This is a genomic window from Streptomyces sp. NPDC102441, assembly GCF_044765585.1.
Taxonomy (GTDB): domain Bacteria; phylum Actinomycetota; class Actinomycetes; order Streptomycetales; family Streptomycetaceae; genus Streptomyces.
Map to the genome: position 1 here is coordinate 245,730 of NZ_JBIWKH010000003.1, position 12,234 is coordinate 257,963.

Annotated in this window: 10 protein-coding genes; 4 read left to right on the plus strand and 6 right to left on the minus strand. The window is 70.4% G+C overall.

The window, feature by feature from the left end:
• Positions 1-100 precede the first annotated feature (100 nt).
• Entirely contained in the window at positions 101-1,228 is a 1,128-nt protein-coding gene (locus ACIREO_RS07370) for a DMT family transporter (RefSeq protein WP_404106304.1), read from the plus strand.
• On the opposite strand, the gene ACIREO_RS07375 is transcribed toward ACIREO_RS07370, so the two are convergent.
• Entirely contained in the window at positions 1,198-2,478 is a 1,281-nt protein-coding gene (locus ACIREO_RS07375; protein ID WP_404106306.1) for a transglycosylase family protein, read from the minus strand. The genes ACIREO_RS07370 and ACIREO_RS07375 overlap by 31 nt on opposite strands.
• Before the next feature lie 210 nt (positions 2,479-2,688).
• Between ACIREO_RS07375 and ACIREO_RS07380 the strand changes: the two genes are divergently transcribed.
• Both ACIREO_RS07380 and ACIREO_RS07385 read left to right on the plus strand, forming a co-directional pair.
• Positions 2,689-3,759 (plus strand): LacI family DNA-binding transcriptional regulator, encoded by a 1,071-nt coding sequence (locus ACIREO_RS07380; RefSeq protein WP_404106307.1) that lies wholly within the window; start codon positions 2,689-2,691, stop codon positions 3,757-3,759.
• Between the two features lie 207 nt (positions 3,760-3,966).
• Complete coding sequence (locus ACIREO_RS07385; RefSeq protein ID WP_404106308.1) at positions 3,967-4,350, plus strand: hypothetical protein; 384 nt, start codon at positions 3,967-3,969, stop codon at positions 4,348-4,350.
• A 114-nt stretch (positions 4,351-4,464) separates the two neighbouring features.
• On the opposite strand, the gene ACIREO_RS07390 is transcribed toward ACIREO_RS07385, so the two are convergent.
• The 4 genes from ACIREO_RS07390 to ACIREO_RS07405 form a co-directional block, all read right to left on the minus strand.
• Positions 4,465-6,231, minus strand: a complete 1,767-nt coding sequence (locus tag ACIREO_RS07390) for a discoidin domain-containing protein (protein WP_404106309.1) — start codon at positions 6,229-6,231, stop codon at positions 4,465-4,467.
• A gap of 84 nt (positions 6,232-6,315) precedes the next feature.
• On the minus strand, positions 6,316-7,452 hold the full coding sequence (locus ACIREO_RS07395; RefSeq protein WP_404106311.1) for a DUF1996 domain-containing protein: 1,137 nt from the start codon (positions 7,450-7,452) through the stop codon (positions 6,316-6,318).
• A 447-nt stretch (positions 7,453-7,899) separates the two neighbouring features.
• Positions 7,900-8,361, minus strand: a complete 462-nt coding sequence (locus ACIREO_RS07400) for a hypothetical protein (protein ID WP_404106312.1) — start codon at positions 8,359-8,361, stop codon at positions 7,900-7,902.
• Positions 8,362-8,572: 211 nt separating this feature from the next.
• The gene (locus tag ACIREO_RS07405; protein ID WP_404106762.1) at positions 8,573-9,706 is read right to left on the minus strand and encodes a S1 family peptidase; all 1,134 of its coding nucleotides are present in this window, start codon (positions 9,704-9,706) and stop codon (positions 8,573-8,575) included.
• A 265-nt stretch (positions 9,707-9,971) separates the two neighbouring features.
• Between ACIREO_RS07405 and ACIREO_RS07410 the strand changes: the two genes are divergently transcribed.
• On the plus strand, positions 9,972-10,619 hold the full coding sequence (locus ACIREO_RS07410) for an HD domain-containing protein (RefSeq protein WP_404106764.1): 648 nt from the start codon (positions 9,972-9,974) through the stop codon (positions 10,617-10,619).
• Positions 10,620-10,673: 54 nt separating this feature from the next.
• Here the strand turns inward: ACIREO_RS07410 and ACIREO_RS07415 are convergent, their stop codons facing one another.
• On the minus strand, positions 10,674-12,176 hold the full coding sequence (locus ACIREO_RS07415) for a UDP-N-acetylmuramoyl-L-alanyl-D-glutamate--2,6-diaminopimelate ligase (RefSeq protein WP_404106314.1): 1,503 nt from the start codon (positions 12,174-12,176) through the stop codon (positions 10,674-10,676).
• Positions 12,177-12,234 lie beyond the last annotated feature (58 nt).

The window sequence follows — 12,234 nt, forward strand, 5'->3', positions numbered from 1 at the left end:
AGGAGGACCCTGGAGGGATGGACGTACTACTGGAGCAGTACGCCGAATCGCCGCCTCAGGGACGACGACGCGGCGGCTCCGACGGGACATCGTGGTGTACATGAGTTCCCTCGCGCTTTCTGTGCTGCTGTCACTGGTCTCCGCGGTCGCCTACGCGTCCGGCGCGATCGTGCAGGAGCGCGTGGCAGCGGCCGGTGACAGCCGCCCGTACGCACCGCTGCGCAACGGCACCTGGTGGGTGGCGGTGGCGCTGAACGGTGTGGGCGCGGTGCTGCACGTGGTGGCGCTGGCGTACGGGCCGCTCAGCCTCGTACAGCCCCTCGGGGCCCTGACGATCGTCTTCGCGCTGCCGATGGCGGCGGTCTTCGTCCGCCGCAGGGCGGGGCGGACGGCCTGGCGCGGCGCACTGATGGCCACGGTCGGCCTGGCCGGGCTGCTGGCTCTCACGGGGAGCGCCGGATCCCACACGCTGGCCGGGCCGGAGCAGCTGATGCTCGCGACCGGGACCTTCGGTGCCGTGGTGGCCCTCCTGGTCCTCGCCAAGGGGCTGCACCGGCCGATGCTGCACAGCGTGGCGCTGGCCACCGGTGCCGGTGTCGCCTTCGGCATGGCGTCGGTGTTCACCAAGACCGTGGCGGTGGAGTGGACCTCCGGCTCGGTGACCTCCGGGCTGCCGACCCTTCTGGGGATCGCGGCGCTGGCGGCCACGGGGCTGCTGCTCTCCCAGGCCGCCTACCGGGGAGCCGGGCTGACGGCGCCGCTCGCGACGGTCACGGTGGTCAACCCGGTCGTGGCGGCGGCGGTGGGCCTCACCCTGTTCGGGGAACAGTTCCGTTACGGCATGGCGGGCACCCTCCTCGCCCTGGGCTGCGGTGCGCTGGCGGCGGCCGGTCTGGTGCTGCTGACCACGGAGCGGGTGGGAGCGGAGCGGCGCACGGCGGACCGGGCGGAATCCGGAGAGCGTACGCCCGAAGGGCCCGTCGACGGCCCGGCCGAGGACCCTGGCATGCCTCATACAGTGGTGCTGCCCGAGCCTGCGAAGCCCGTGACCCCGCAGGGGGCGGCGGTGCTGCCGGACCCCTTTCCGGCGCCCACGGCGCTTTCCCTGCCGCTGACGCTTCCGTTGGACCACGGCGGCGGGCGCGTGCAGTTCGGTGGCCGGCGGCCTGCTCGCCGGGGTGACTTAGAGAGCCGGGTTCAGACGCTGACGCCGCCCGCCCTGAGGTAGGCCAGCGGGTCGATGTCGGATCCGTAGCCGGGGCCGGTGCGGATCTCGAAGTGCAGGTGCGGGCCTGTGCTGTTGCCGGTGGTCCCCGAGCGCGCGATCCGCTGGCCGCTGCCGACCTGCTGGCCCGCGCGCACATGGAGCGATGAGAGGTGGGCGTACTGGCTGTACTTGCCGTCGCCGTGCCGGATGACGATCTCGTAGCCGTACGCGCCCGCCCAGCCTGCCGAGACGACCTTCCCCGACGCCACGGCCTTGACGGAGGTGCCGGTGGATACCGGGAAGTCGACCCCTGTGTGGTAGCCGCTGGACCATGACCCGGCCTGGTGGTACGGCGTTCCGGTGCGGGCGGACACGGGGGCGGTGAGGCCGGACCGCGGTTTGGACGCCTTCTTCTCGGCGGCGGGTTTCGCCGCCGGTTTCGGAGTGGTGGGCCTGGCCTTCTCCGTGGCCTTGGGAGCCGTGTCCTGCTTCGGAGCCGTCTTCTCCTTCGGCGTCGTCCTCTGCGGAGTCGTCCTCTCCTTCGGGGCCGTCTTCTCCTTCGGGGTGGTCGCAGGTGCCCCGGCGACGTCGAGGGTCAGCCGCTGCCCCGGGAGGATGAGGTCGGGGTCCGCGCCCACCACGGTGCGGTTGGCCGCGTACAGCCGCTGCCAGCCGCCCTGGACCCGTTCGCCGGACGCGATGCCGGAGAGGGAGTCACCGCGCGCGACGGTGTACGACTCGCGCTGACCGGGCACGGCGGTGGGAGAGGCCTTCGCCGACCCGGCGTCACGGACTGCCGTCTTCGAGGAGCCGGACTCCTGTGCCTTGTCCTGCCCGGTGGCCTCGACGGCCACCTGGCGCTTCGACTGCGGGACGATGCCGGGTGCGTCGCCGCCCCGCTCCAGGCCGGCCCGTACGGAACACGTGGGCCAGGCTCCCGGTCCCTGTCCGCCGAGCACCTTCTCGGCGACGGCCATCTGCTGGTCCTTGGTCGCCAGGTCGGCACGCGCGGCATACGCGGTGCCCCCGTAGGCGGCCCAGGTCGACCGGGTGAACTGCAGGCCCCCGTAGTAGCCGTTGCCCGTGTTGATGTGCCAGTTGCCGGTCGACTCGCAGGCGGCGACCTTCTCCCACACATCGGCCGAGGCAGCTCCTGCCGAGGCAGCCGTGAGGAGCGGGAGCGCGATACCCGCGCCTCCCGCCGTCACCGTGAGCGAGGCACGATTGATCCGGCTGGGCTGGTATCTGCGGTGCCGTCCGTTCGCGGCCATGATCAGGCTCCCCCACTGCAGTAGGACACGTCGCAAGCGGCCAACTTATTGGAATACAAAGGGTGGTGACAAGTGAACAGTCAGTGCTCGCCACCCATGCGCCCCGGCGCACCACCCCGGCGGGCAGGGGCCGACGCCTGTCGTTCCACCCGCCCGGCTACATGGGAGAGCGCTCTATCCCGCCCGCTTCCTGGTGCTATAAAGGCCCTCATGACGGATGCCCTGCGACCAACCGGCGCGCCGCCCACCCTGGAGGACGTGGCACGGGCGGCCGGTGTCTCGCGTGCGACGGTCTCGAGGGTCATCAACGGCGTGCGCAACGTCGACCCGGCGATCCAGGAGGCTGTGCGGCAGGCCGTCTCCGCCACTGGCTACACACCCAACCGCGCGGCCCGCTCCCTGGTCACCCGGCGCACGGACGCCATCGCGCTGGTGGTTTCGGGTGCGGGGGCCGATCCGGACGGCGAAGGCCCCGCCGGGGAGGGGTCCTTCACCGCGCAGGTCTTCGCCGACCCGTTCTTCGGCCGCGTGGTCACAGGGGTTGTCAACTATCTGCGGCCACGCGGGATGCACCCCGTGCTGATGTTCGCCGAGACGTCGCGGGCCCGGGACGAGGTGGTGGGGTATCTGCGGCAGGGCAGCGCCGACGGCGCGCTGATCGTGTCGACCCACGCGCAGGACCCGCTGCCCGCCCTGCTCACGGATGCCGGGCTGCCCGCCGTGCTGTACGCGCGCCCCGCCCGGCCGGTACGGATCAGTTACGTCGACCTCGCCCACCGGGACGGGGCCGGACTGGCAGCGGAACATCTGCTGGCGCGCGGCTGCCGCCGGATCGCCACCATCAGCGGGCCTCTGAACGTATCCGCGGGGCAGGAGAGACTCGCGGGCTTCCAGGACGCGATGGCGCGGCAGGGGCACGTCGATGTCCCGGTCGCCGAGGGCCAGTTCACCCAGGAGAGCGGCGAGGCCGCGATGGAGCGGCTGCTGGCCGAACACCCCGCTCTGGACGGGGTGTTCGCGGGTAACGACCTGATGGCGACGGGTGCGTGCCATGTGCTGCGGGAGCACGGCAGGCGGGTGCCCCAGGATGTCGCCGTGATCGGCTTCGACGACAGCAGCGCCGCCTCGGCCTGCCGTCCGCCGCTCACGACGGTGCGGCAGCCGGTGGAGGACATGGCGGCGGAGATGGCCGGTCTGCTGCTGGACCGGCTGGCCGCGCCGGACAGCCCGGCGACGTCGGTGATCTTCGAGCCGGTGCTGGTCGTCAGGGATTCCGCTTAGCACGTGCCGCCCCCGCGTACGCCCTGATCGACAAGCGCTTCGGCGCGACGGCCGGGGGGCCTTCCGTACGGATCCCGCCGGATCCGGACGGGAGGCCCTGGACCCCCGGCCCGGCAGCCCCACCTGCCGGTGTCCCGGAGTATCCGCCGTTCGGCACACCACCGGAGTGCGATCCGACGGGGGAGGTCCGGCGCTTATGCTCGCCGTATGGAGCAGAGCGAAGTCCTCAAGCGAGTGATCGGCATCCTCACGGAAGCGGGCGAGATGCAGCGCCATGCCGAGGAGGACGCCGGCGGCGACCCGGACGCGGGCGAGAACATGGTGACGACCCTCCTCAACGAGACCATGCCGCACATCGCCATCCCCTCCGACGCCACCGTCGAGGAGATGGCCGCTCTGGTGGGGCGCGAGGTCGGTGGTGCCGTCGAGCAGCTCGTCGGAGCGTTCACACTGGCCTTCATCGCGCTCGCCCAGATCCACGACACGGGCCAGGAGGACGTGACCTCCGCCGATGTGCTGCAGGATCTGGCCCTGCGGGCCGAGGAGCTGAGTTCGGGCGAGGAGGGTCCGGAGGGTCCATCACCGGCGTAGCCCCTCACACACGAAGCAAGTCCGCGGCGGACCACGGGGTTCCGTGGTCCGCCGCGGACTTCCCGGCCGCACCGACGGCGGGGAGTTGGACGGTGCGACGAGTTCAGCGGGCGGTCAGCTCCGGTAGACGCCGAGTTCGTAGAGCGAGTAGCCCCAGGGGGTGCCGCGCACGGTGGTGTTCACCCGTACGTAGCGCGCTTCGCCCGCGACGTCGACGTCGTCGATACCGCCGTTGCCGTCCGTGACGGTGTGGACGGTGGTCCAGTCCTGCCCGTTGTCCGAGGTCTGCACGGTGTAGCCCTTGGCGTACGCGGCCTCCCAGGCGAGCTGCACATGGTCGAACGCGGTCTTCTCCCCGAGGTCCACCTGGATCCACTGCTGGTCGGCCCAGTCGCTGGCCCAGCGGGTGTCGAAGGACCCGTCGACGGCGTTGCCCGCGGGGCAGGGGCAGCCGGTGCTGTCCGGCTGGAAGGTGGACGCCGTCGCCGGCCTGCCCGCCGCCACGTTCGTCCCGCCGACCTCCGGCGGGACGACCTTGAAGGACTTCGTCTCGATACCGACGTTGCCCTTGCCGTCGGAGCTCTTGATGTAGACCTTCCACACGCCGAGGCGGTCGGGAGCGGCGACCTCGAAGGTGCCGTTGCCCTTGTCCGTGAACTGCGCGTCGCTGAGCGAGCCGTTGTCGTCCACGTACTTGCTGCCGAACAGCACCTGGTGAGTGAGCGTGTCGCCGTCGGGGTCGGAGATCGAGGCCTTGACCGTGAACGGCTTGCCGGCCTGGACGGCCGAGGAGTTGTCCACCGTCATGTCGGTGATCACGGGCGGCGTGTTGTCACCCGAGGTGTCGGCCCCGTACGCCTCCTTCACCGCGTAGTACGAGAGACGCTTCTGGCCCGCCGGGAGCAGGTTGAACCAGACGCCGCCGAAGTCGTACTCGGTGCCGTAGTGGAACAGCGTCGCGCCGAGCGCCACTCCCGTGTGGTCCGTGATGCACTGCCAGGCCTTGGTGTACCCCTCCGCCTTCGCGACATCGGTCGGCTCGTCCGGTACACCGTTGGCGTCGTCGGGAACCTCCCACTCGCCCGCGGGGCCGCCCTCCGTCACGATGTACGGCTTGTCGAAGCCCCCCTCCTCCCAGGTCTTGCGTATGTCGCAGACGGCGCCGTAGGAGTTCACCGCGTACAGGTCGAGGTCCGGCGCGTTCTTCTTGTAGTACGGCCATGCCCCGGTCCACGCGTCGGTCGAGGTGACCGGGTGGTTGGCGTCGACGGCGTGGATCTTCTTGGTGATGTCGTTGACGAACGTCGTGTACGCGTCGCGCTGCTGCTCGAGGGCGTCACCGCTGTAGCAGTTCTGCAGACCGAGCACGGACTCGTTGCCCACGTTCCACATGAGGACACCCGGGTGGTCCTTGTAGGCCTCCACCCACTTGGGGAACTCGGCCAGCATGTTGTTCTTGTAGTCGGTGTCCGTCAGGTAGTCGACGCACCCGCCGCTGCCGGGACCACCACCGGGCTGGAGCCAGAAGCCGGCGACGACCTTGATGCCGTTGTCGGCCGCGCTGTCCAGCAGAGGTTTCGTCGTGGCGTCGGTGCCCCAGGTCCGGATGGTGTTGACGCCCATCGACTTGACGTCCGGCATGTACTGCCCGGCGTCGGCGACGGCCGGGCCCCAGGTCAGGCCCTTCACGGTGTACGGCGACCCGTCGACGGTCAGCTTCCAGGCGCCCTGCGATCCCTCGACCTTCACCACGCTGCCGGCCGCCTGGGCGGCGGGTACGGGCAGGGTGGCCGCGCCCGCGGCGACGAGCGCGGCGACGGCGAGACGTGCCGTCATCCGTCTGCGGCCGCGGGCCGAGGGGGTGGGACGTGACAGTTGCATGGGGGTTAGCTCCTCGTGGGGGGACTGGTGGGAGAGCGCTCTCCCTCATGGGCGCGGTGCGCCCATGAGGGAGAGACGGGGTGGTCAGGGCAGTTCGTAGTTCTCGTCCAGGGCGGCACCCTCACCGGGGTTGGTCTCGTCGTAACCCCGGGCGTCGCACTGGAGCGCGCCCACGATGCAGTGGTCGACCAGGGCGTCCAGCGTGGCGTCGTCCCAGGCGTTGAAGAAGTCGTAGTGGAAGGAGTGGCCCGTGCCGCTGGCCAGTCTCACCTGCGACATGTCGCCGTTGACCGGCCAGGCCATCTTGAACTCGATCATCGGCAGGGCGACCGGGTGACTGGCCGGGCAGACGTCCTGGTTGGCACCCGTCACGACCGGATAGGCCATGTGGGCCTGGTGGTCCGGGGTGTCCAGGTTCTTGCCGTCCCAGCAACTGGGCGCCTGCATGCGGAGATTGAGCTGAGTGTCACGGCTGGTGGGGCAGGTGGCCGGGAACTCGTAGTTGTGGTAGCTCTCGCCGCACTCGTACCCCTCGACCATGCCCGGGTGGTCACGGAACTGCTCGGCGGTCTGCATCGGGCTGCCGACGACGAAGCGCAGCCCCTTGGGGAACGGCCGGACGGTCCGGTAGTCGGTGACACCAGCCTTGTAGTAGATGGTCTGCGGACCGACCGGGCGCACCTCCTGGTCCCCGTTGTAGAGGGTCGGCATCCAGTACGCGGACAGATCACCGGGCGCCTTGCAGGCCGTGCCGCCCACACCCAACGAAGCCGTGGTGCTGTTCTCGTCCGTGGTGTCGTTGCCCATGAACGTGTGGTTGTGGGACTTGCCGGTCTGGCCGGGGTAGACGATCGGGTCCACCGATCCGGTGTGGTTGACCGAGCAGTTCGCCTGGAACTCGTGGAAGTACCGGTGAGGCGGAATCTCGGTGGACGGCTCCACCCCGGTGACCGGCGGGTCGGCCGGGATGTATCCGTCGCCGTCGGGATCATCACCCGAAGGGACGGGATCGGCGGCCGCCATGACGTGACCCTGCGCGTGCTGTGCCGTCCCCTGCATCACCTGTGACGCCGAGGCCGGGTCACCGCCCGTCTTCGGGACCGCCCCCGCCGCCGGGACACCGGCGCGGGTGATCGAGGTGAGCCCCATGACGACCAGGGCCAGTGCGGTGGCGACGACAAGGGCGGACACCAGGGTGGTTCTGCTGATTCTTTCAGCCATGCGGACCTCCATGCCGCTCTGCGTCCGCGCACATCGGGTGCGCGGTGTGGGGAGAGTGGAGCTGGATGGTGCGTCGTGCGGAACCTTCGGGAGAGCGCTCTCCCGGGGCGGTGCCAGTGTTACGCCGTGGCTGAGAACATGTCAAGAGTTCGTGAACGGTGCGCGGTGCGGCGGCAGTTGAAAGCAGGCGCGGCGCACAGAGGCCGAGCCGTCGGGGCCGAACCTTCGGGGGCTGTGCCGGGGCGGGGCAGCGCCCCGGCATTCCTGCCGGATCCGGCGCGGAGGACGGCGCACTCCCGCCGTATGCGGTGCGTGGCTGCACCGGCTCCCCCAACTCATGTAGGGGAAAGGCGAGTTCGCCGCACGGGGAGGCGGCACGCACCGGGCCGGTCCCGAGGACCTCCTCGACCGTGCCGCCCGTGAAGCCCCGGGTCGCGCTTCCGGTGATCAGGCCGGCGGATCCTTGAGGTCGCCGATGACGAGGTCGGCCAGCCGGACGGCGAACCAGACGTCCTGGGTCGCGCCGCTTCCCCACTTCTCGGTCACCACCACGGTGGCGTGGCCCGCGCCACTGCCCTCGTAGCGCAACGACCAGTCCGCCGGCACGTTCTGTGCGCGGAAGACGGGATCCGCGCCGTGCTGAGCCGCCCAGGCGTCCAGCCGCGAGTCCAGCTCGGGAGCGAGGTAGCGGGCGCGCACCTCGTGGGGCGTCCGGTCCCCCTGTCCGAGGACGGCCTGACGGTAGGCCAGGAAGAAGGTGTCGACCTGAGCCTCCGCACGGGTCTCCCGGAGGACCGCGCCGACGCCTGGTGACGAGGCGGGTTCATGGGCGGCCACCTGCCCTGCAGGAGCGGTGACGAGGACGACGGCCGCGGCCGCGAGGGCGGCCAGGGTGGGGCGCAGCTTCACGTGACTCTCCAGGATCGGGAAACGCTTCCGCTGCCAGGCAACACCCACAGGTCAGGCAGGTGGCGTTCCTGCGCCGCGGTTCACCCGCATGGGGCCGTCAGGCGCATACGGACGGCCGGAGAGGGGAAGGGCGGAGGTCTGCCGCGGTAGGGGCTACCCAGTTGCCGCAGCAGACCGGTCGCGTTCCCGCCGGGTCCCGGCGGGGCCGCCGTCAGGCCGTGTGGAGGGTCAGCCCGTAGCGGTTGAGGATCTCGTTGATGGGCTGGTACCAGGTCTCACCGCCGCTGCTGCAGTTGCCCCAGCCGCCCGACGTGACGCCCTGCGCCTGGTCGCCGCTGATGAACGAACCGCCCGAGTCGCCTCCCTCGGCGCACACGCTGGTCTTGGTCATCTGGTGGACGGCGCCCTGGCTGTAGTTCACGGTCTCGTTCTTGGCCAGGACATTGCCGCAGTGCCAGTGGGTGGTGGAGCCGGAGCGGCAGACCGAGGCTCCGATCGGGGCCTCGTTGGAGCCACGGACCAGCTGGTCGGACACGGTGCCCCAGCCCAGGACCACGGGAACGGTCCACCAGCCGCTGCCCACGTTCACCCAGGCGTAGTCGTTGTCGGGGAAGGACGAGCCCTGGAACGAGCCGATGGCCGAGCCGTCCCAGCCCCTGACCGCTCCGCCCGCCTGGCCGCAGTGGCCCGCCGTGACGAAGCCGCCCTGCACCGAGAAGCCTATGGAACAGCGGACGTTGCCGGTGTAGTACGGGTCGCCGCCCACCGTTCCCGCAGCGAACGTCTGCGGGGCCTCGGCGGTCTGCTCGACCGTGACAGGCCCTGCCTCGCGGGCCTTGGCGACGAACGCCCGGACATCGTTGTCACCCTGCTCGGAGGCGACGACGTCGACCACGACGCTGTTCGCCCGGGGGTCGACGTGCCAGCTGCTGACGCCGCTGGGTGCGGACAGTGCGTCCAGCCGGCTCTTGGCCGCGTCGAGTTCGCGCGCCGTGTGTTCGACCACCCTGACCTCGGCGCCGGCAGCCCGTACGGCGGCGGCCTTACCACTGTCGGTGACGGCGACCGTCAGCCGACCGCTGCTCGCGTCGTACCACGAGCCGCCGAACGACGTCCCGGCCGCCTTCCGCGCCGTTCCCTGCAGAGCCGTTGCGGCCTTCTCCGAGGTGAGCCGTGCCTCTGCCTGACTTTTCGTCAGCCCGAGATCGCGCTGCATGGCCGTGATGATTCCGGCCGACGCCTGGGGTTCGGCGGAGGAGCCGGAGTCCGCCGCGGAGGCCTGGGTCAGACCGGCGGTCGCCCAGGTGCCGATGATGAGCAGTGCGGAGAGACCGGTCCGCACCATCGTCGTATGTCTCAAGGGAGTGCCCCTTCTGTTGTTCCAGCTACGTGGGGGTGGAACAGGAAGCATCCGAGAGCCGTCTGAGAGCGCTCTCAGAAGTGCCGCTACGGACTGTAGTCCAGTTCGAGAGGCAGGTCCATGCCAATGACAACGCCTCGATGTGGGTCAGTCGGGCGATCAACGGCCTGTCGGCCCCGTGCCGTGCCCCGGAGAGCCGATCCTGGAGGCGCCCCTCCAGCCTCGTCGCACAGGAAGCCCGGTGACACCCATGGCAACCGGCCCGTCCCCGGCAGCCGGCGTACACGTGCCGGATACGAAGCTCGCGGCCGAGGCGACCGAGCTCGTGCGCGACACGACCGGCGAACTCGTCTACCACCACTCGCACCGGGTCTTCCTCTTCGGTGCGTTGCAGGGGCGCCGAAGCGATCTCTCCTTCGATCCCGAACTGCTCTACATCGGCGCGATGTTCCACGACCTGGGGCTGGGTGAGCGCTTCCACTCCAGCGGCCGGCGCTTCGAGGTGGACAGCGCCGACGAGGCCCGCCGCTTCCTTCAGTCGCACGAGGTTCCCGAGGACAGCGTGCGACGGGTGTGGACCGCCATCGCCCTGCACACCACTCCGGGCATCCCGGCCTTCATGGAGCCCGAGGTTGCACTGGTGACAGCCGGTGTGGAGTACGACGTCCTCGGCATCGGTTACGAGGACATCTCCGACACCGACCGCGCCGCGATCGTCGCGCTCCATCCACGGCCGGACTTCAAGCGGCGGATCCTGGGAGCGTTCACCGAAGGGATCAGCCCGAAGCCGGAGACGACCTTCGGCAACGTCAAGGCCGACGTCCTTCAGCACTACGTCCCCGGCTTCGAGCGCGGGGACTTCGTTCGCACCGTTCTTGAGTCGCCGTGGCCGGAGTGACCCCCGCCGTGGGAGGCGGGGCACCGGACGGCCTGAAGCACGGCTCCGCCCCGGTTACCGCAGAGCGGGCTGGGTCCGTACGGCCGGGATGTCGGCGAGTTCCCTCACGGTGGCCATGTCGCTGAAGGGCAGTAGCGCGTCACCGACGATCTGGTAGGGCTCGCTGCCCTTGCCTGCGATGAGGACGATGTCCTCGGGTCCGGCCTCCGAGAGGGCGAGGCCGATGGCCCGGCGGCGGTCCGCGAGGCGTTCGTAGGGGGTGCCGGTTGACTCGATGCCGGGGACGACCTGGTCCAGGATGATCTCGGGGTCCTCGTTGCGCGGGTTGTCCGAGGTGAGGACGCACAGGTCGGAGTACGTTCCGGCGATCGTGCCCATCTCGGCGCGCTTGGTGGTGTCCCTGTCCCCGCCGCAGCCGAAGACGGTGATGACCCTGGCCGGCGCGAAGCCGCGGATCGTGCCGAGCACCTTGTTCAGCGAGTCCGGGGAGTGGGCGTAGTCCACGATCACCGAGGTGCCCTCGGCGGTCGTGACGCATTCGAACCGGCCCGGGATCTGCGGCATCCGTTCGAGGGCGGACACGAGCCCGGCGAGGTCGTGCCCCAGGGTGTGGCAGGCCGCCACCGTGGCGAGCGCGTTGGAGACGGAGAACCTGCCGGGTGCGGGGATCGCGGCCGGGTACTTGCGGCCGTCGTGATGCAGCGTGAAGCGGGTCCCCGACGCGTCGACGACCAGATCGGTGGCCCGGTAGTCGGCCTCGGTGTCGAGTGCGTAGGTGGTCACCGCGCCCGGCATCATCGTCGCGATACCTGCCCCCACCGGGTCGTCCGCGTTGACGACCGCGTGCTCGCACAGCCCCTGGAAGAGCCGGAGTTTGGCATCCCTGTAGTTGTCCATCGTGCCGTGGTCGTCCAGGTGGTCCTGGCTCAGATTGGTGAACACGCCCACATCCACGAACGTGCGGTCGACGCGGTGCGTCAGCAGGCCCATCGACGTGGCCTCCAGCACCACGGTGCCGACCCCACGGTCACGCATGCACCCCAGCAGGTACTGCAGATCGGGTGATTCCGGAGTGGTGAGGACCGACCGGGGCATCGGGATCAGCTCGTCGCCGATGCGGCTTCCCGCCGTGCCGATGACCCCGGCCCTGGCCCCCTCGGAGATCCGCAGCACCGACTCGACCATGTACGAGACGGAGGTCTTCCCGTTGGTGCCGGTGATCGCCACCATGTCCATCCGTCGCCCCGGCTCGCCGTGGTAGCGGGAGGCGGTGACGGCTGCCGCGGTCCGGGCGTCCGGCACCTGTACGACGCAGGCGTCCCCCACCGTCGCGGGCAGTACGCAGCCGTCCTCCACGAGAACCGCCGCCGCGCCCCGGGCGAGGGCGGGGGCCACCGCGCCGGGGCCGCCCTCAAGGTGCCCCGGCACCGCGACGAAGAGCGATCCCGGCGCCACCCGGTCCACGTCGAAAGCCGTTCCGGCGGTGATGCGCGTCTTTTCCGGGTCGCCCTGGAGGATGTGGTGGTTCTGTCCGGCCAGCAGCTCGCTCAGCTTCAAGGTGGTCCCTTCGAGGGTTGGCACGACCCGGGGTTCGGTCGTCGCCGGAACGCCGCGA